The organism is Sphingobium sp. VMM (assembly GCF_056790315.1).
On sequence record NZ_JBXGSI010000011.1, the window covers coordinates 79,312 to 98,182 of the forward strand.

Below are 18,871 nucleotides of genomic sequence, written 5' to 3' on the forward strand. Positions count from 1 at the left end.
TCAGCGCTCCTGCTTGCGCAGCAGCGCGGTGGAGAGGCCCAGGAGCACCGGCACGGCAACAAGCAGCGGTACGAAGGCGCCGCCCAGATCGGCAAAGCCCAGCGCCTTGTTGAAGACGCCGCGGCTGATCGTGAACATGTGGCTCGACGGGTAGATGGTGCCGATCACCCGCCCCGCCCCCTCCATCGACGATATGGGGTCGAGCATCCCGCCATAGGTGACGGTGGGGATCAGCGTGCCGATCATCGCGAGGAACATGGCGGCGATCTGGCTGCTCGTCACCGCGGATGCGAGCAGGCCCATGCCCGTCGAGATCACGCAGAAGATGAAGGCCGCCAGGAACAGGGCGAGCAGGTTGCCGGTAGGCACGACGCCGAACAGCAGCACCGCCATCGCCATCATGGTGGTGAAGTTCACCATGGCGAGCGCGACATAGGGCAATTGCTTGCCCAGCAGGAATTCGATCCGCGTGACCGGCGTCACATAGAGGTTGATGATCGATCCGGTTTCCTTCTCCCGCACCACGGCGAGCGCGGCGAGCATGGCCGGCAGCATCAGCAGCAGCAGGGGGATGACGGTGGGCACCATCGCCGGCAGGCTCTTGACGTCGGGGTTGTAGCGGAAGCGGTTCTCGACCGAGATCGATACGCTGCCGCCGGCCCCAGCCATGCGCATCTGTTCGGCCAGCCAATGCTGGTGCATGCCCTGAATGTAGCCCTTCACCGTCTCCGCCCGTTGCGGATTGGCACCGTCGAACCAGGCGCCGATCGCGACCTGCTGCCCGCGTTGCAGGTCGCGGCCGAAGCCGGGCGGAATCTCGATCGCCAGCGCAAGTTCGCCCGCGCGCATCCGCCGGTCGAGATCATCGTAATCGGCGATGGGCGCGCGCTCGATAAAATAGGGCGATCCGGACATGTCGAGTTGATAACGCTGGCTCGCCGCGCTCTGGTCACGGTCCAGCACGGCATAGCGCAGGTCGTTGACATCCATGCTGATGCCGAAGCCGATGACGAGCAGCAGGATCACCGTGCCGCCCAGCGCCAGCGTCGCGCGCACCGGATCGCGCCGCAATTCCAGCGTTTCGCGCCAGACATAGCTCAGCATCCGTTGGAGGCTGAAGCCGCGCTTCACCGGACGGGGTGACTGCGGGGTCGGCGCCTCGCCGCTCGACACCGCGTCTTCTTCGGAGGCGCTGTCGTCGCTCGCCGCGTCCACCAGATAGCCGATAAAGGCTTCCTCCAGCGTCCTGGCGCCGCGCTTCTCGACCAGCTTGGCGGGCGCGTCGCTGTCCAGCACCTTGCCCGCGTGCATCATCGACATGCGGTCGCACCGCTCGGCCTCGTTCATGAAGTGCGTCGAGATGAAGATCGTCACCTTGTCGCGCCGCGACAGTTCGACCAGCAGCCGCCAGAAGGCGTCGCGGGCCACCGGGTCGACGCCGGAAGTCGGCTCGTCCAGGATCAGCAGTTCGGGCTTGTGCACCATCGCGACCGCGAGCGAGAGGCGCTGGCGAATGCCGAGCGGCAATTTCTCGGGCAGGTCGTCCAGCACCTTTTCGAGGCCGAAACGCTCGGTCATCTCGTCAAGGCGGTCGGGGATATCCTCCGGCGGCACATGGAACAGGCGGGCGTGCAGATCGAGATTCTGCCGGACGGTCAGTTCGCCATAGAGCGAGAAGGCCTGGCTCATATAGCCGACCCGGCGGCGCGTGGCGATGTCGTGCGGGTCGACCTGGTTGCCGAACAGCCAGGCCTGCCCCTCGCTTGCCGGGAGCAGGCCGGTCAGCATCTTCATCGTGGTCGACTTGCCGCAGCCGTTGGAGCCAAGGAAGCCGAATATCTCGCCGCGGCGGATGCGGAAGCTGACATGATCTACGGCGACGAAATCACCGAAGCGCATGGTGAGGTCCTTCGCCTCAATCGCGATGTCGTCCTCGTCAACGTCGAGCGGCGGGATGACGACAGGGGCATGGCCCTTCTTGCGCTCCTCGGGCAACAGCGCGGCGAACGCGGCTTCCAGATTGTCGCAGCCGGTGCGCTCCAGAACCTCCCCGGGTGTGCCCGTCGCCAGCACCGCGCCATCGTCCATCGCCACCAGCCAGTCGAAGCGCTGCGCCTCGTCCATATAGGCGGTGGCGACGATCACGCTCATGCCGGGCCGCTCCTCGCGGATGCTGGCGATCAGATCCCAGAATTGCGCGCGCGCCAGCGGATCGACCCCAGTGGTCGGCTCGTCGAGGATGAGGAGGTCGGGATCGTGAATCAGGGCGCAGCACAGGCCCAGCTTCTGCTTCATGCCACCCGACAGCTTGCCCGCCGGTCGCGACAGGAACGGATGGAGGCCGGTGGAGCGCGTCAGTTCGTCGATGCGGCGGCGGCGTTCCTGTGCCCCGTGCCCGAACAGCCGGGCAAAGAATTGCAGATTCTCCTCCACCGACAGGGTGGGATAGAGGTTCTTGCCAAGCCCCTGCGGCATATAGGCGATGCGCGGGCACACGGTGTCGCGGTGGCGCTTGTCACGCATGTCGCCGCCCAGCACCAGGACATCGCCGTCCTGCACCGCCCGCGCCCCGGCGATCAGGGACAGCAGGCTGGACTTGCCGACGCCGTCCGGCCCGATCATGCCGATCATCCGTCCGGCGGCGATGTCGAGGTCTATGCACCGCAGCGCCTGCACCTTGCCATAGTGCAGCTGCACCCCGGCCAGGCGGACGACGGGCTCCTCCTGTCCCAAGGCTTCAGTCCTTCACGGGGTTGGACAGCTTCTCGGGCCATGCAGCCTGCGGATCGACGCGGACATAGGCCACGCCGGGCAGCCCCGTCTTGACCAGCGACAGGTGACGCTGGAGCAGCGCCGGATCGATCCGCGCGCGCACGCGGAACATCAGCTTCTGCCGCTCGCTCTCCGTCTCCACCGTCTTGGGCGTGAACTGGGCGACATCGGCAACGAAGCTGATCTTCGCCGGGATGGCGCGGTCCGGCATGGCGTCGAGAAGGAGGCGCACCTCGCTGCCGATCCGCACCCGCCCGGCCACGGTCTCCGGCAGGAAGAAGGTCATGTAGACGTCGGAGAGGTCGACCAGGTTCATCACGCGGCCGCCGCCGGCCACGACTTCGCCGGGTTGCGCGACGCGATACTGGATGCGGCCGCCGCGCGGTGCGCGCAGGTCGCTGTCCCTGATGTCCGCCTTGATCCGCTCGATGGTGGCGCGGGCGGCATCGACGTTCGATCGTGCCCCGATCACCTGGCTGCGCGCCGCGGCGATACCGGCATCGACCGAGGCGAGCTGGGCCCGCGCGGCTTCCACGGTGGCGGCGGCACCCTCCACGGCGGCCTGATTGTCGTCACGCTCCTGCACCGCGGTCGCGCCTTCGCGCGCCAGCGTGTCGGATCGGGCGAAGCGCTTGCGCGAGGCGTTCAGCTCGGCTTCGCGCTGGCGCACGGTGGCAAGAGCCGCAGCGCGTTCGCTCTGCCGCTGGCCCACCTGCGTTTCGGCGATCTGCACCGAATTGATCGCCTGGGCGAGCTTCGCCTCGGCTTCGGCCTGCTGGGCGATCAGCGTCTCGACATCCATGTGCGCGACGACTTCACCGGCTTTCACCAATTGCCCTTCATTGGCGACGATGTCGCGGATGCGGCCCGGCGTCTTGGCGGAAATGTCGATCTCCAGCGCCTCCAGCCGGCCATTGCCGCTCACGATGCCTTCGGGCAGATCGGCCGGCTTGAGGAGCGTCCAGAGCAGCAACGCGACCGCGATGACGGCCGCCGCTATTCCGCCGCGCACGAGCCACTTCCTGCTCTTGGCCTGCGTCATTGCGTCTGCTCTCCGTTGCTGCGCGATTGCGGTGTGTCGAAAGGCCGGTCGGCGACGAAGCCGCCTCCCAGCGATGAATAGAGTGCGACAAGGCTGGCCAGTTCGGCACGGCGCAACTGCACCAGCGCCTGTTCCGCCTCGAACAGGTCGCGCTGCGCATCGAGCACTTCGAGATAGGCGGACCGGCCATTGTCGAAGCGCAGTTGCGCCAGCCGCGCGCGTTCGCGCTGGGACTCGAGCAGGTTCTGCGTCGTATCGATCTGAAGCTGCAACTGGCGGCGGCGGACCAGGGCGTCGGCAACGTCGCGGAACGCCTGCTGGACCGTCTGCTCATATTCGGCGACGGACCGCTCCTGCCGCGCCCTGGCGACATCCAGGTTGCCCTTCAGCCGTCCCGCATTGAACAGGGGCAGGCGGATCGTCGGCGAGAAGGTCCAGGACTCACTGCCGCCTGAAAACAGCCCATCCAATGTGTCGCTGGTCGTGCCATAGGCTCCGGTCAGGCTGATATTGGGTAGGAAGGCGGCGCGGGCGGCGCCGATGTTCGCACCGGCCGCGCGCAGCCGATGTTCGGCGGCGACGATGTCGGGACGGTTGACCAGTAGCTCGGACGGTAGGCCGGTCGGCACCGCCAGATCTTCCGGAACGTCGGTCAGCGAAAGCCGTCCCGGCGCGATTTCCACGGGTTGACCGACCAGCAGCGCCAGTGCGTTGCGGTTGACGGCACGATCCTGTTCCAGCGTCTGCAAGGTGGTCCGCGCCTGTGCAAGCAGCGTCTGCACCTGGATCATGTCGAGCTTCGAGCCGGATCCCACCTCGAACCGGCGGCGCATGATCCGCAGCGATTCCTCGCGCGTTTCGATAGAGCGCCGGGCGAGCTGCGCGCGCTCCTCATACTCGCGTTCCAGCAGATAGCCGTTCGCAACCTGAGCGATCAGGCTGTTGGCGACGGCACGGCGCGCTTCTTCGGTCGCCAGATATTGCCAGCGCGCCGCATCCCGCAGATTGCGCAGCCGGCCCCAGAAGTCGATCTCCCAGCTTGCGCTCAGTTGCGCGCTGACCTGCTTGACGTCGATCGGCGTCGCGCCTGCGCCGGGCAGGTTGAACAGGCTGCGTCCCCGCGTCCCCGTGCCGACCGCATCGAGCTGCGGATAAAGCGAGGCGCCTTCGATCCGCCAGGCGGCCCGCGCCTCGGCCACGCGCGCGGCGGCGATGCGGATATCGCGATTGTTGGCGAGCGCGGCAGAGATCAACGTCCGGAGATGTTCTTCCCGGAAGAAGTCATACCATCCCACCCGCGCGGTTGACGCGTCAGGGATCTGGTCGGCCTCGTAGGTCGGAGGCGTTGGCAGGGGCGGCCGCACATGATCCGGTGCAAAGGAGCAGCCAGCAAGAAGCAAGGTAAGGAGCGGCCACAGCGGAGGCCGACCCGCTTCGACCGAAAAGATGCCGGCCGGCTTATGAGAGACCATCATTCCCCGCTTCGATGTGCCGGTGTCAGCAAGTTATTCCGCTTTCCCTTGCTCGGAACGCTCGCAAAGGCGTTTCCTTCTGTCACGCTTCAGGGGCTCTCGCCGCTGTCGTGCTTTGAGCAGCGCCGCTTCCCCGGAAGAAGGGGGCAAGGAAGTTTTGCGCCCCGCCCAACCACTCCTGAGCGGAAGGCGCCTGTGAGAGGAGTTCACGATATTTATCCTGCCATTCGGAAAATGCGGCGCGGGTCTGGGCGAGGGCCTCTTCACGGCTTTTCTCCATCTCGCGCCACGCGCTGCTCGTGGAATCTCCGTTGAGAACGGGAAACGCCCCCAGCTTGCTGTCCTTTAGATGATCGAGCGCGGAGCTTCTTGCCTTATTACTGGTCGAGAGAAACTCTTCCCCTGTGGTTCTCATGATATCCGCCAGTCTCAGCGCGAGATGCCCGTTTGCTTTGGCCAGAGCGACGAGTTGATCAACTGGGTAGGTCATGATGTGGATCCTTCTCGAGTTGAAGTCGGGCGTGAAAAGACTGTCGGAGGGACCGGTCGTTAATGGAGCGCCTGCGTCCCTTGCTGAAACTCACCCATTGGCGATATATTGGCCACCATTGATCGTGAGCACCGAGCCGGTACAAAACCCGGCCCTCTGCGAAGCAAGATAGGATACCGCTTGGGCAATCTCCTCCGGGTCGCCCAAGCGGCCGAGCGGGATCCCTGCTATGATATTCTCGCGAACGCTTTCGCGAACGGCTGCGACCATATCGGTATCGACATAGCCCGGACACACCGCATTCACTGTGATTCCATACCCGGCGCCTTCCTGCGCCAGCGCCTTGGTGAATCCGATCACCCCGGCCTTGGCAGCCGAATAATTTACCTGCCCGGCCTGTCCCTTCTGGCCATTGATCGAGGATATGTTGATGATGCGACCAAATCGCCGCTCGCGCATCCCCTCGATGATCGCACGTGTCATGGCGAACATCGAATCGAGGTTGGTCGACAGGACCGTGCGCCATTGCTCCCAGCTCATCTTGTGAAACAACCTGTCACGCGTAATGCCGGCATTGTTAACAAGAACAGAAATCGGACCGAGCCGTTCTTCCACCTGCGCGGCCCCCGCGAGGCATGCCGCTTCATCCGCCACGTCCCATTTGAATGTCGCAATGCCCGTATCCTGACGAAAGCGGTCAGCGGCAGCGTCGTTGCCATGATAGACCGCGGCAACGTCATATCCGTCGGCCCTGAGCGCCTGCGAGATAGCCGCCCCGATACCTCGCGTCCCGCCGGTAACTAACGCAATATCAGTCATATTATGCTCCAGCTGATCCTCATTTGGCTACGCTTTCGCTCCAATCCCCTCGAGGCGCAGGTAACTAGACCAATGGGTACTGTTATTGACCGTTGTCAAAAGCCGATCAAGCCAAATCGGATGCCCCCCCGGCGAAATGCGCTAAGCGAAGAAAAAAGAGAGGAACCATGGCCCACACCTTGCCCCCCCGCAGTCCCAAGGGTGGAAGGCCCACGCAAGAGCTGGACACCTCGAAAAACCGGTAGCGTTTGACGTCCCGAGATGATTCACTGCCTCGGTGCGACAGGGGAGGCGGTGATGGCAGGACAGCCTGGCTTTTTCGATCTTTCGGACCGGTATGAGGCGCTGAGCGCGGCGGGCGATCCACTGGAGCGTCTGGCCGCGGTGGTCGACTTCGAGGTCTTCCGTGGTCCGTTGGTCGCCGCGCTGCGTCGCAGCCCTCGTGGCAGAGGTGGACGCCCGCCGTTCGATCCGGTGCTGATGTTCAAGATCCTTGTGCTCCAGGCGCTCTACTCGCTTTCTGACGATGCTACGGAGTTCCAGATCAAGGACCGCCTGTCGTTTCAGCGCTTCCTCGGCCTTGGGCTCGACGGGACGGTGCCGGACGCCACGACCGTGTGGCTGTTCCGTGAGCGCCTGGTGAAGGCCGAGGCGATCGACAAGCTCTTCGCCCGCTTCGACGCCGCGCTCACCGAGCGTGGCTATCTTGCCATGGGCGGCCAGATCATCGATGCCACCGTGGTGCCAGCGCCCAAGCAGCGCAACACTCAGGAGGAGAAGGCAGCGATCAAGGAAGGCCGGATCCCCGAGCGCTGGAAGGACAAGCCCGCCAAGCTCCGCCAGAAGGACACCGATGCACGCTGGAGCGTCAAATACACCAAGGCCAAGGTGAAGGATGGCGCCGATCCCAAGGCGTTCAAGCCGGTCGATCTCGCCATCCCCATGTTCGGCTACAAGAACCATATAGGCATCGACCGGGCCCATGGCCTGATCCGCACATGGGATGCCACCGCCGCCAATGCGCACGATGGCGCACGGCTGCCGGTCCTGATTAGCCCGAACAACACAGCCTCGGGCGTATGGGCCGACACCGCGTACCGCTCCAAGAAGAACGAGGCGTTCCTGGCCAAAGGCATGTTCACCAGCAACATCCACCAGCGCAAGCCGCACCGCCGGCCCATGCCCGAGCGCATCGCCCGCGCCAACGCGAAGCGGTCGGCAGTCCGCTCAGCCGTCGAGCACGTTTTTGCCGGCCAGAAACATCGCATGGGCCTCGTCGTGCGTACCATCGGCATGGCCCGAGCACGGATCAAGATCGGCATGGCCAATCTGGTCTATAACATCCAGCGGCTCGCCTGGCTCAAGGGGCGTACTGCGCCCGCGTGACGCCGATCCGGCGCTCAGCGGCCGATCATATCCGCCCGAACGAGCAGGAGCCTACCCGAGATCATGCCGCCAAGGCTGCTATGAGCACCCCTTGCGTCGCTCTCGCGTTGAACGGTTAGTTCTTCGAGGCGTCCAGCTGGCTGTCCAACTGGGAAAGCATATTCTCGAGATCGCTCTCGAACAGTTCGTGACGCACGGTGTCGAGCGGGCAAGCATGGAGGATATTGCTGCCGCCGCAAAAGTATCCAATCGTACGCTTTATTCCAGATTCGGGTCGAAGCTGGCGTTGCTTGTTGCCTCAATCGAACATTTTGTGTCGGAAGAGGTCGATCTGGTCAGCGCTTCCGTCCAGGCTGGCTCGTTGCGAAGCCAGATCATTCATGTGGCTGGCAAATTGCTCGATCTCTCGTTGCGTCCCGATGTCGTGGGGGTGGAATCGCTGGCTATGTGGCTCAAGAAACATGAGCCTGAACTTTTTGAAGCCAAATCCGATTTTGGAGCCAAAAACGGCATCCGAATCTTTGAGGATATTCTGGAGAACACACCTGAACTAAAAGTCGAACAGGGGTGCAATGTCGTCGAATTCGCCCAATTTCTGCACGACATACTGATTGTTATCCCCCGGCATCGGATCCTGCTTCGCCACGATCTACAAAACAGTGCGCAGGCAAAGTCCGATTATCTCGAAAGAGCGATGGATATGCTGACTACGCCATGGCCCATGCTGAAGAGCCCAGGTCCGGCATAAGCCGCCCGCGCGATCCAGCATACAGGTCGGCGCAGGTCCGCGGGGCGTGAAACAATTCCAATGCGCACTTGCCAATTATCTACTCCGTGCAGTACCGTTAAATTCGCCACTGAGATCGGTCCCACGGGATCGTGAACGGTTAGACCCCGGCGAATGGCAGATGCCGTGAAGCAGGGCTCTTCGGCTGTATCCTTTCGGGCGCTTTGCCCGATCAGAGGGCGTTGGCGATGAAACGTAACGATAGTCCGGCATATCCTTCGGCCATAGATCCGCTCGACGGGTTCACCCAGATGCTCGATCGGGCCGCCGCCGCGGCGCTGGCGCAGGCGACCATGGGGCTCGCGCCTTCGACGATCCAGCTAGCGGTAGCGGACTGGGCGACGCACCTGGCTCGCGCGCCAGGCAAGCAGTTTCATCTCGGCGCAAAGCTCGCCCGCAAATATTGGCGCCTGCTTGATTATGCCGCGCGCAGCGCCGGGGATGCCGATGCCACGCCCGCGATCGAACCGTTGCCGCAGGATCGCCGCTTTGCCGATCCGGCCTGGAAGCGGCCGCCCTTCAACCTCATCGCCCAGTCCTTCCTGCTGAACCAGCAATGGTGGCATGCGGCGACGGCAGGGATCGGCGGCGTCGGCAAGCATCATGAGGACATCATGGGCTTCACCGCGCGGCAGATGCTCGATCTGTTCGCGCCTGCCAACTTCATCGCCACGAACCCCGTGCTGCAGCAGCGGGTCGCGGAGACGGGCGGCCGCTGCCTGATCGATGGATTCCAGCACTGGCTGGAGGATGCGCAGCGCCAGTTCCGCGGCGAGCCTCCGGTAGGCGCGGAGGCGTTCAAGGTGGGCGAGACCGTCGCCACGGCGAAGGGCAAGGTCGTCTACCGTAACCGGCTGATCGAGCTGATCCAATATGAGCCGACGACGAAGACCGTCCGACCCGAGCCGATCCTGATCGTGCCGGCGTGGATCATGAAATATTACATCCTCGACCTGTCGCCGGAGAACTCGCTCGTCCGCTGGCTGACGGGGCAGGGCTATACGGTGTTCATGATCTCCTGGCACAACCCGGGCAGCGAGGACCGCGACCTGCGCCTGGACGATTATCGCCGTCACGGACCGATTGCCGCGCTGGACGCGATCGGCGCGATCACGGGCGCGGCCAAGGTCCACGCGACGGGCTATTGCCTGGGCGGGACATTGCTGTCGATCACTGCCGCCGCCATGGCGCGCGATGGCGACGATCGCCTCGCCAGCGTCACGCTCTTCGCCGCGCAGACCGAGTTCAGCGAGCCGGGGGAACTGGGCCTGTTCATCGACGAGGCACAGCTCGACATCCTCGAGAACATGATGTGGAGCAAGGGCTATCTGGACAGCAGCCAGATGGGCGGCGCCTTCCAGATCCTGCGTTCCAACGATCTCGTCTGGTCGCACCGGCTCCATACCTATCTGATGGGCGAGCGCGAGCCGATGAACGACCTCATGGCCTGGAACGCGGACGGCACGCGCATGCCCTATGCGATGCATAGCGAATATCTGCGCACGCTTTTCCTGAACGACGATCTGGCCGAGGGGAAATACAAGGTCGACGGTCGCACGGTGACAATGGCCGCGATCCGATCGCCGCTGTTCGTCGTCGGCACGGAGCGCGACCATGTCGCGCCCTGGACCTCGGTGCACAAGATCCACCTGCTGACCGGCGCGGAAATCACCTACGTCCTGACCAGTGGCGGTCACAATGCCGGGATAGTGTCCGAGCCCGGGCACAGGAACAGGCGATACGAGGTGCTGACGCGCAGCCTCGATGGGCCATCGTGGGATCCGGCAGAGTGGCGCGAAGCGGCCGAGAAAAAGCAGGGCAGCTGGTGGGTCGAATGGGGCCGCTGGCTGGACGCGCGCTCGGGCGATCCCGTCGCGCCGCCACCGATGGGCGCGCCCGCTAGCGGCTATCGCGTGCTCGCCGATGCGCCGGGCCTTTACGTGCTGGAGAAATGAGAGCGTGACCGACCCGGACATGATCGAGAACCGCATCTTCGCCGAGATCGCGGTAGGGGATACCGCCAGCGTCACGCGCACCCTGTCCAATCGGGACATCCAGCTGTTCGCGCTTGTTTCGGGCGACGTGAACCCCGCGCATCTGGACGCCGATTATGCGGCGAACGACATGTTCCGCCGGGTGATCGCGCACGGCATGTGGGGCGGCGGGCTGCTGTCCGCCGTGCTGGGCACGCAGTTGCCGGGGCCGGGCACCATCTATCTGGGCCAGTCGCTGCGTTTTCTCCGCCCGGTGGGAATCGGCGACGTCATCACCGCGTCGGTGACGGTGGCGGAGAAGCGCCCCGAAAAGACCATCCTGATCCTCGATTGCCGGTGCGAGAACCAGAAGGGCGAGACGGTCATCACAGGGCAGGCCGAGGTCAAGGCCCCGACCGAGAAGATCCGGCGGCCGCGCATCGCGCTGCCCGACATCCGCCTGTCGGACCATGACGATTATCACCGCCTGATCGCCGCTGCGACGGCGCATGCACCCGTGCGCACCGCGGTCGTGCATCCCTGTTCGGCGGCCGCGCTGGCGGCGGCGGTGGAGGCGGCCGAGGCTGACCTGATCGAGCCGATCCTGGTCGGCCCGGAAGCGCGCATCCGCAAGGCGGCCGGGGAAGCGGGCAGGGACATTGGGGCTTTTCGCCTTGTCGCCAGCGACCACAGCCATGATTCCGCCGCGAAGGCCGTGGCGCTCGTCCAGTCGGGCGATGCGGCGCTGCTGATGAAGGGATCGCTCCATACCGATGAGCTGATGGGCGCGGTGGTGTCCCGCGCGTCGGGCCTGCGCACCGAACGGCGGATCAGCCACGCCTATGTGATGGACGTTCCCGGCCATCCCGATCCGCTCATCATCACGGACGCCGCGATCAACATCGCGCCGACGCTGGAAGAAAAGGCGGACATCATCCGCAACGCCATCGATCTGGCGCATGTCATCGGCATCGCCGAGCCGAAGGTTGCGATCCTGTCCGCCGTCGAGACGGTCAATCCCGCCATGCCGACCACGCTGGAGGCGGCGGCGCTGTGCAAGATGGCCGATCGGGGGCAGATCACGGGCGGCGTGCTGGATGGCCCGCTCGCCTTCGACAATGCGATCAGCGAGGCGGCGGCCAGGGAAAAGGGCATCGTCTCGCCGGTTGCGGGCAAGGCGCAGATCCTCGTCGTGCCCGACCTCGAAGCGGGCAATATGCTGGCCAAGCAGCTCACCTTCCTGGGCGGCGCGGATGCGGCGGGCGTGGTGCTGGGCGCGCGCGTGCCGATCATCCTGACCAGCCGCGCGGACAGCCTGCGCACGCGCCTCGCCTCCTGCGCGGTGGCGACTTTGCTGTCGCGCGCCGCGACGAAAGCCGCGCCGGGCATGTCGGAGCCGGTAAAGGCATGAAGGCGATCGTCAGCCTCAATTCCGGCTCGTCCAGCATCAAGTTCGGGCTGTACAGTCTCGATGGCGAGCGGGTCCCGACCCTGGCAGCGGGCGGGAAGATCGAACGCATCGGCATTTCGCCCAGCCTTGTCATTCGCGACGCGGGCGGTCACGCATTGCTGGAACAGCGTTGGGAAGGCGAGACCGGCCTGACCCATGCCGATCTGCTGGCATGGCTGTTCGACTGGGCGCGCGGCCATATGGAAGGGCGCGAGATCATCGCGATCGGCCACCGCGTCGTGCATGGCGGGACCGCTTATGCCTCCCCCTGCCTGGTGGACGAAAACGTGCTGGCGGAACTGGAGCAGCTGTGCCCGCTCGCGCCACTGCATCAGCCGCATAACCTGGCGGCGATCCGCGCCATCGCGGCGCTGGCCCCTGACCTGCCGCAGGTCGCCTGTTTCGATACGGCCTTCCATCATGATCGGCCAGCGATCGCCACGCGCTTCGCTTTGCCCCGCGCGCTGCACGATCAGGGAGTCCGGCGTTACGGCTTCCACGGCCTGTCCTACGAATATGTCGCCGGCCGCCTTGCCGAGATCGACCCCGAACTCGCCGCCGGGCGGGTGGTTGCCGCACATCTGGGCAATGGTGCGTCGCTTTGCGCCATCGCGGGCGGACGCAGTGTCGATACGACCATGGGCTTCACCGCGCTCGACGGGCTGATGATGGGCACGCGCTGCGGCGCGCTCGACCCGGGCGTGGTGCTGCACCTCCAGACGCAAATGGGCATGACGGCGGCGCAGGTGGAGGACATGCTCTACCGCCAGTCGGGACTACTGGGCGTGTCAGGCATCTCCAGCGACATGCGCGCGCTGTCGGACAGTCACACCGCCGAGGCGGAGGAGGCGATCGACCTGTTCGCCTGGCGCGCCGCTCGGGAGGTGGCCGCCCTCGCCACGAGCATGGACGGCCTCGACGGCATCGTTTTCACCGCCGGCATCGGGGAGCATCATGCCGACATGCGCAGTCGCATCTGTGTTCGGCTCGCCTGGCTAGGCGTTGAGGTCGACGAAATCGCCAATGCGGCCGATGCCGTGCGGATCAGCCTGCCGAGCAGTCGCGTCGCGATCCGAATCATTCCGACCGACGAGGAGCGCATGATCGCGCTCCACACCCTCAACACTCTGTTTGGGGCCGCTTGATGCCATCGCTGGTTAACCTGGAAGGCAAGCGTGGGCTCGTGGTCGGGATAGCGAACGAACACAGCATCGCCACCGGCTGCGCCGACGCATTCCGGCGCTGCGGTGCGCGCCTGGCTGCCACCTACCTCAACGACAAGGCGAAGTCGTGGGTCGAGCCGGTCGCCGAACGACTGGGCGTCGAATGGACGGCGCCGTGCGACGTGCGCGAACCCGGTCAGCTTGAGGCGTTGTTCGCACAGGTCGAGCAGCGCTGGGGCGGGCTGGACTTCCTGCTTCACTCCATCGCCTTCGCCCCGCGCGAGGATCTCCACGGCCGCGTCGTCGATTGTTCGGCGGCAGGCTTCGCGCAGGCGATGGACGTGTCGTGCCACAGCTTCCTGCGCATGGCGAAACTGGCGGAGCCGCTGATGACGAACGGCGGCTGCCTGCTCAGCGTCACCTTCTACGGGTCGGAGCGCGTGGTGGAACATTACAATCTCATGGGGCCGGTCAAGGCGGCGCTGGAAAGCGCGACCCGGTACCTTGCTGCGGAGCTTGGGTCGAAGGACATTCGGGTTCACGCCATTTCGCCGGGGCCGATCGCCACCCGCGCCGCCAGCGGTATCGATCGTTTCGACGATCTTCTCGACCGTGCCGCGCGGTCCGTCCCGCAGCGCCAGTTGGTGACGATCGAGGATGTGGGCGCCCTCGCGGCCTTTCTGGCAAGCGATGCCGCAAGGCACATCACCGGGACGATCATTCCGGTGGACAGCGGCCAGCACCTCCTCGCATGAAACGGGCCATCCTCTCCGGCGCGCTGTCTGGCATTGCGCTTCTGCTCGCGCCCTCGGCTTTGGCGGCGTCGCCTGTCGAAATCCTGATCGGCGAGGCCGGGCAGCGCGATGCCGACGGCGCGGTGCTCGTCGGTCTTCGGCTGCTGAACGGCGGTGCCGATGCGCAATCGGTTTCGCTGCCCGACCGGATCGAGGCGCGGGTGGAACAGGCCGATGACGTCCGGACCGTCTGGCTTGTCCGGACCACTGCCTCGCCGATGAATATCACCGTGCCGCCCGGCGGCTTCGCGCGGGCCGCCTACCGCCTGTCCGATCCGGCCGACCTGACGCAAGCGGGCGCGGCAATCTCCATTCCCGCCTGGAACACGCCGGCTGTCTCTGCAGCCCTGCAAGCCGCCGCGAGCGAACCGAAACTGGCCCGGACAACGGTGGGCGAGCCATCGCCGGATGGACAGGCGGTTGCGGCGAATGTCGCACCGCCGCCGTCCGATCGAAGGCCGGGCAATGCCTTCCTCGGCAATCTCTCTGCCTATGAGCCGATCTACGCGGTCTATGGCCCAGGCACCAACAGCGAGGCGCGGATACAGCTGAGCTTCAAATATCAGTTGTTCGGCACGCGTGGCGCCGAGGGCCGGCCGCGCTCCTGGCGCGACGGGCTCCATTTTGCCTATTCACAACGGATGTTCTGGGATCTGGGAGCGGATTCTTCCCCATTCCGCAATATCGACTACCAGCCCGAGCTTTTCTACCTGACGCCGTCTGCGACTTTGGACAGCGGCGTTTCCCTGAGCGCCCAGGCAGGTATCCGGCATGAATCCAACGGCCGGGATGGCACTGACTCGCGCAGCATCAACAGCATCTATTTGGCGCCGATGGCGGCGATCCCCTTGGGGGGCGGCTACCGGCTGTCGGTCGCTCCGCGCCTCTCGCTTTTCGTCGGCGACAGGTCCGACAATCCCGATATCCGGCGTTATCGCGGCAACACGTCGCTGTTCATGGAGGTTGGAGAGGATTACGGGTTGCGCCTCTCCACGTCCACCCGGTTCAACTTCTCGAGCGGGAAGGGCTCTATAGCGGCCGACCTCTCCTATCCTCTGCCGCGCCTCCTTGGGGGCGGCCCGGACTTCTATCTCTTCGGCCAGAGCTTTGTGGGCTATGGCGAGAATCTTCTCGACTACGACCGCCACACGACAAGGTTCAGGATCGGGCTGGCCCTCGTGCGATGAAGGACGCGGATTTCGCTATTGCAGGAGTCGACGAGCGCCGGAGCCTGCAACCGACCGGCGACTGGACCGCGCTTTGCCTGGGCGAAGCCGAACGGCGCCTCGAACAGGAACTTGGCGGCCAGAAGGTCGGACATCTCGACATAGCCGCCCTCGGCCGGGTCGACACGAGCGGCGCCCTGATCCTGTTGCGGTGCCTGGAGAATCCCGCGGCCTTTGATGCGGGGGAACGGGACGACCTCAAGCGGCTGATCGAGATCGTGCAGCCCGCGCTTGCCGACACCGATGAACCGGTGCGCGGCAAAGGCGGGATCATGGCCTTTCTCGATCGCTTCGGGCGACAGGTCGTGACCATCGGTCTCGACATCTATCACATGCTCGAATTCGCGGGGCAGTTGATGATCGCCCTCATGCGGACCATCGGCAATCCGCGAAAGCTGCGGACTGTGCCTCTGGTCGCGATGATGCAGGAAGCGGGCATCAACGCCATTCCCATCGTGTTCGTGATGACCTTCTTCATCGGTGCGGTGATCGCGCTGGTCGGCACCAGCCTGCTTACGACGCTGGGCATGGAGATTTTCACCGTGCAACTCGTCGGCATCGCCGTGTTGCGCGAGTTCGGCGTCGTGATCGCGTCGATTCTCCTCGCCGGCCGCTCCGCGTCCGCCTTCGCCGCGCAGATCGGATCGATGCGGATGAACCAGGAGACCGACGCCATGCAGGTCATGGGCGTCGACCGTTTCGACGCGCTCGTCATCCCGCGCATCCTGGCGGCACTTGCCATGATGCCGATCCTGACATTCTGCGCCGACATAGGCGGGATCGTCGGCGGCATCATCGTCAGCTGGCTGACGATGGACATAAACCCGGTGCTCTTCATCCACCGCATGCTCGACACCGTCGCCCTCCGGCATTTCTGGATCGGGATGAGCAAGGCGCCCTTTCTCGCGCTGGTCATCGCGGCGGCCGGCTGCCGTCACGGCATGATGGTGGGCGGCGACGTCCAGAGCCTGGGCCGGCACGTCACGTCGGCCGTCGTGCAGTCGGTGTTCATGCTCATCATGTTCGACGCGATCTTCGCGATCCTCTTCATGGTGCTCGACCTGTGAGCGGGGACGAGGAAAACAGGGACGGCGCCGCTCCGATCCGGGTCGTGGGGCTGAGGACCGCGTTCGGCGAGAAGGTCATTCACGAGGATCTCGATCTGGAGGTCCGTCGCGGCGAAATACTCGGTGTCGTCGGCGGGTCGGGCTCGGGGAAGTCGGTCCTGCTCAACACGATATTGGGGCTCAAGGCGCCGGACGGGGGCCGGGTCGAGCTGTTCGGCCGCGACAGCGCCGACCCGCAGGCCCGTGCCGTTACCGAGCGCCGCATCGGCGTCATGTTCCAGCAAGGCGCGCTCTTTTCCTTCCTCACCGTGCAGGAGAATGTGGAAGCGCCGTTCCTGGAGCATACGGGTCTCCGCCCGCAAACCGTCCGCGATCTTGCGCGGCTGAAGATCGGACTGGCGGGGCTGCCCGAAAATGCCGGCGCGCTTCGTCCCTCCGAGCTCTCCGGCGGCATGCGCAAGCGCGCCGGCGTCGCACGCGCGATCGCGCTGGATCCCGACATCCTCTTCCTCGACGAGCCGACCGCCGGTCTCGATCCGATCGCGGCCGGCGAGTTCGACGAACTCATCCGCACCCTGCGCGACGCGCTGGGGCTGACGGTCTTCATGATCACCCACGACCTCGACACGCTCTACGCCATTTGCGACCGGGTGGCGGTTCTCGCAGACCGCAAGGTCGTGGCCATCGCCCCGATCGACGAGCTTGAACGATCGGATCATCCCTGGATCAAAAGCTATTTTCTGGGCCCGCGTGGCCGCGCCGCGGCCAAGGAGGCGCGCTGAATGGAACGTCATGCCAACTACGCTCTTGTGGGGATCATCTCCGTCCTCACCCTCATCGCGGCCATCATATTCGTGGTCTGGCTCGGGCAGGCGCAGTTCAACCGCGAGCATGATCTTTACCGGATCATCTTTCGCGGGCCGGTGCGGGGTCTGAGCGTCGGCGCGGATGTCCAGTTCAACGGTATCAAGGTAGGCCAGATCCAGCATATCACCCTGGACGAAAAGGATCCCAATCGGGTCCTCACCGACATCGAGGTCGATCACGGGACACCTGTTCGGATCGACTCTCTGGCCTCCACCGAAACGCAAGGCATATCGGGCGTCAGCATCGTGCAGATCAGCGCCGGAACGCCCAGCAAGCCCTTGCTGCGCAAGGCGCGTCGCGGGCGGCGCCCGATCATAGCGAGCAAGCCCAATGCGCTCTCGTCCCTTCTGCAAGGAGGTGGACAGATGGTGGAGAGCGCGACGGAAGCGTTGCAGCGGGTCAACAGGCTCCTGTCCGACCAGACCATTCGCGACGTGGGATCGGCGGTCCACGACCTCCGTCTGACCACCGGCGAGATCGCGGCCAACCGGGCCATGTTCGCGCGCGCCGGATCGGCGCTCGCCAAGCTGGACCGGGCCGCCGACGACATCCGGGATGCGGCCGCGTCCGTGAAGGACATCGCCAATGGCGACGGACGGCAGGCGTTCGCGGACATCTCCGACACCGCGGCCGAGCTCAAGCTGGCGATCGGGGACGTGCGCGGAGTGCTCGCCGATGTCCGGAACCAGAGCGACTCGGTGGGTACGACCACGCTGCCGGCGATCAACGAGGCCATGCAGAGCCTGCAGGAGACCACTGAAACGCTCAATGGCCTGATTCGTCAGATCCGCCGCAGTCCAAGGCAGGCCCTTGGCAAGGACAGCGGCGCCGAACTGGAGCTACCGGAATGAAACCTGTGCGATCCTCATCCGTCGTGCTCGCAATGGCGTCCTTGCTGTTTCTGACGGGATGCGGGAGCCTGCTGGGCGGCGGCAAGCGTGACACCCTCTTCCGCTTCGGTGCGATCCAGCCCGCGCCCTCCTTGCCTCAACCGGAGCAGAGGACCGCGCGACAGCATCTTTCGCTCGGGCGGATCAATCTGCCGCCCGAAGCGGATGGGGACCGCATACTGACGACGCGGGGGCAGACGATGCTCTATCTGAAGGATGCGCGCTGGGTGGCGACCGTGCCGGAACTTATGACTCAGCTGCTTGGCCGTCAGTTCGCGCTGCGCGCACCGCATATCGATCTGGCCCGCACCCGGGGCGTAGGCCGCGGCGGTTCACGGCTTGAGATCGACGTGGATCGCTTCGAGGCCCGATATGAAATGGACGATCCCGATATCGCGCCGGTCGTGCGGATTTCGGGGACAGCGACCATCATGCATCGTTGTGTCGATCAACCCGATACGAAGCATTTCAACGTCGAAGTGCCTGCGTCGGCAAACAGCAAATCCGCCATAGCGGCCGCCTTCGATTCCGGGGCGGAGCAGTTTGCCCGTCAGCTCGTCGACTGGACGATCGTCACAGCGCCGCGCGAGATGGATCTGGCGGCTGGGAATTGCCGGGAGGCGCACCGCCCGTGGCGCGCACGCGCAGCGATGGACCGTCGACTCTGATTTCT

16 protein-coding genes are annotated in these 18,871 nt (G+C 65.0%); 11 read left to right on the forward strand and 5 right to left on the reverse strand.

The window, feature by feature from the left end:
* The 5 genes from rbbA to phbB all read right to left on the reverse strand — a co-directional run bounded on the left by rbbA (nucleotide 1) and on the right by phbB (nucleotide 6,595).
* Nucleotides 1–2,733 carry a ribosome-associated ATPase/putative transporter RbbA gene (gene rbbA / locus ACUCV3_RS15610; RefSeq protein ID WP_482240812.1) on the reverse strand — a complete coding sequence of 911 codons (2,733 nt, stop codon included), beginning with the start codon at nucleotides 2,731–2,733 and terminating at the stop codon, nucleotides 1–3.
* Between the two features lie 4 nt (nucleotides 2,734–2,737).
* A complete protein-coding gene (locus tag ACUCV3_RS15615; RefSeq protein WP_294444513.1) occupies nucleotides 2,738–3,814 on the reverse strand; it encodes an HlyD family secretion protein in 1,077 nt (358 codons plus the stop codon).
* On the reverse strand, nucleotides 3,811–5,286 hold the full coding sequence (locus ACUCV3_RS15620) for an efflux transporter outer membrane subunit (protein ID WP_482240877.1): 1,476 nt from the start codon (nucleotides 5,284–5,286) through the stop codon (nucleotides 3,811–3,813). The genes ACUCV3_RS15615 and ACUCV3_RS15620 overlap by 4 nt, the downstream gene beginning before the upstream one ends.
* A gap of 82 nt (nucleotides 5,287–5,368) precedes the next feature.
* A complete protein-coding gene (locus ACUCV3_RS15625; RefSeq protein ID WP_294444515.1) occupies nucleotides 5,369–5,776 on the reverse strand; it encodes a hypothetical protein in 408 nt (135 codons plus the stop codon).
* Nucleotides 5,777–5,866: 90 nt separating this feature from the next.
* On the reverse strand, nucleotides 5,867–6,595 hold the full coding sequence (phbB, locus tag ACUCV3_RS15630) for an acetoacetyl-CoA reductase (RefSeq protein WP_294444516.1): 729 nt from the start codon (nucleotides 6,593–6,595) through the stop codon (nucleotides 5,867–5,869).
* Between the two features lie 297 nt (nucleotides 6,596–6,892).
* Here phbB and ACUCV3_RS15635 point away from each other — a divergent pair, with 297 nt between their 5' ends.
* From ACUCV3_RS15635 to ACUCV3_RS15685, 11 genes are all read left to right on the forward strand, one after another.
* Nucleotides 6,893–7,981 carry an IS5 family transposase gene (locus ACUCV3_RS15635; protein WP_482240813.1) on the forward strand — a complete coding sequence of 363 codons (1,089 nt, stop codon included), beginning with the start codon at nucleotides 6,893–6,895 and terminating at the stop codon, nucleotides 7,979–7,981.
* A gap of 91 nt (nucleotides 7,982–8,072) precedes the next feature.
* A complete protein-coding gene (locus tag ACUCV3_RS15640; RefSeq protein WP_482240814.1) occupies nucleotides 8,073–8,729 on the forward strand; it encodes a TetR/AcrR family transcriptional regulator in 657 nt (218 codons plus the stop codon).
* Nucleotides 8,730–8,956: 227 nt separating this feature from the next.
* Nucleotides 8,957–10,723 carry a PHA/PHB synthase family protein gene (locus ACUCV3_RS15645; protein ID WP_294443967.1) on the forward strand — a complete coding sequence of 589 codons (1,767 nt, stop codon included), beginning with the start codon at nucleotides 8,957–8,959 and terminating at the stop codon, nucleotides 10,721–10,723.
* A gap of 4 nt (nucleotides 10,724–10,727) precedes the next feature.
* Entirely contained in the window at nucleotides 10,728–12,152 is a 1,425-nt protein-coding gene (locus ACUCV3_RS15650) for a bifunctional enoyl-CoA hydratase/phosphate acetyltransferase (protein WP_294443966.1), read from the forward strand.
* A complete protein-coding gene (locus ACUCV3_RS15655; RefSeq protein ID WP_294443965.1) occupies nucleotides 12,149–13,336 on the forward strand; it encodes an acetate/propionate family kinase in 1,188 nt (395 codons plus the stop codon). The genes ACUCV3_RS15650 and ACUCV3_RS15655 overlap by 4 nt, the downstream gene beginning before the upstream one ends.
* Nucleotides 13,336–14,109: an enoyl-ACP reductase FabI gene (fabI, locus tag ACUCV3_RS15660; RefSeq protein ID WP_294443963.1), complete on the forward strand. Its 774-nt coding sequence runs from the start codon at nucleotides 13,336–13,338 to the stop codon at nucleotides 14,107–14,109. The genes ACUCV3_RS15655 and fabI overlap by 1 nt, the downstream gene beginning before the upstream one ends.
* Nucleotides 14,106–15,335 carry a phospholipase A gene (locus tag ACUCV3_RS15665; protein WP_294443962.1) on the forward strand — a complete coding sequence of 410 codons (1,230 nt, stop codon included), beginning with the start codon at nucleotides 14,106–14,108 and terminating at the stop codon, nucleotides 15,333–15,335. Before fabI ends, ACUCV3_RS15665 begins: the two co-directional genes overlap by 4 nt.
* Nucleotides 15,332–16,441: an MlaE family ABC transporter permease gene (locus ACUCV3_RS15670; RefSeq protein WP_294443960.1), complete on the forward strand. Its 1,110-nt coding sequence runs from the start codon at nucleotides 15,332–15,334 to the stop codon at nucleotides 16,439–16,441. Before ACUCV3_RS15665 ends, ACUCV3_RS15670 begins: the two co-directional genes overlap by 4 nt.
* A complete protein-coding gene (locus tag ACUCV3_RS15675) occupies nucleotides 16,438–17,223 on the forward strand; it encodes an ABC transporter ATP-binding protein (protein ID WP_294443959.1) in 786 nt (261 codons plus the stop codon). The genes ACUCV3_RS15670 and ACUCV3_RS15675 overlap by 4 nt, the downstream gene beginning before the upstream one ends.
* Complete coding sequence (locus ACUCV3_RS15680) at nucleotides 17,224–18,159, forward strand: MlaD family protein (RefSeq protein ID WP_482240815.1); 936 nt, start codon at nucleotides 17,224–17,226, stop codon at nucleotides 18,157–18,159.
* Entirely contained in the window at nucleotides 18,156–18,866 is a 711-nt protein-coding gene (locus ACUCV3_RS15685; RefSeq protein ID WP_365928520.1) for an ABC-type transport auxiliary lipoprotein family protein, read from the forward strand. Before ACUCV3_RS15680 ends, ACUCV3_RS15685 begins: the two co-directional genes overlap by 4 nt.
* Nucleotides 18,867–18,871 lie beyond the last annotated feature (5 nt).

What these genes read in the sequence shown, in the direction of transcription:
- ACUCV3_RS15615 (WP_294444513.1), bottom strand. Translation starts at nt 3,814, where the DNA reads ATGACGCAGGCCAAGAGCAGGAAGTGGCTCGTGCGCGGCGGAATAGCG.
- ACUCV3_RS15620 (WP_482240877.1), bottom strand. Translation starts at nt 5,286, where the DNA reads ATGGTCTCTCATAAGCCGGCCGGCATCTTTTCGGTCGAAGCGGGTCGG.
- ACUCV3_RS15625 (WP_294444515.1), bottom strand. Translation starts at nt 5,776, where the DNA reads ATGACCTACCCAGTTGATCAACTCGTCGCTCTGGCCAAAGCAAACGGG.
- phbB (WP_294444516.1), bottom strand. Translation starts at nt 6,595, where the DNA reads ATGACTGATATTGCGTTAGTTACCGGCGGGACGCGAGGTATCGGGGCG.
- ACUCV3_RS15635 (WP_482240813.1), top strand. Translation starts at nt 6,893, where the DNA reads ATGGCAGGACAGCCTGGCTTTTTCGATCTTTCGGACCGGTATGAGGCG.
- ACUCV3_RS15645 (WP_294443967.1), top strand. Translation starts at nt 8,957, where the DNA reads ATGAAACGTAACGATAGTCCGGCATATCCTTCGGCCATAGATCCGCTC.
- ACUCV3_RS15655 (WP_294443965.1), top strand. Translation starts at nt 12,149, where the DNA reads ATGAAGGCGATCGTCAGCCTCAATTCCGGCTCGTCCAGCATCAAGTTC.
- fabI (WP_294443963.1), top strand. Translation starts at nt 13,336, where the DNA reads ATGCCATCGCTGGTTAACCTGGAAGGCAAGCGTGGGCTCGTGGTCGGG.
- ACUCV3_RS15665 (WP_294443962.1), top strand. Translation starts at nt 14,106, where the DNA reads ATGAAACGGGCCATCCTCTCCGGCGCGCTGTCTGGCATTGCGCTTCTG.
- ACUCV3_RS15670 (WP_294443960.1), top strand. Translation starts at nt 15,332, where the DNA reads ATGAAGGACGCGGATTTCGCTATTGCAGGAGTCGACGAGCGCCGGAGC.
- ACUCV3_RS15680 (WP_482240815.1), top strand. Translation starts at nt 17,224, where the DNA reads ATGGAACGTCATGCCAACTACGCTCTTGTGGGGATCATCTCCGTCCTC.
- ACUCV3_RS15685 (WP_365928520.1), top strand. Translation starts at nt 18,156, where the DNA reads ATGAAACCTGTGCGATCCTCATCCGTCGTGCTCGCAATGGCGTCCTTG.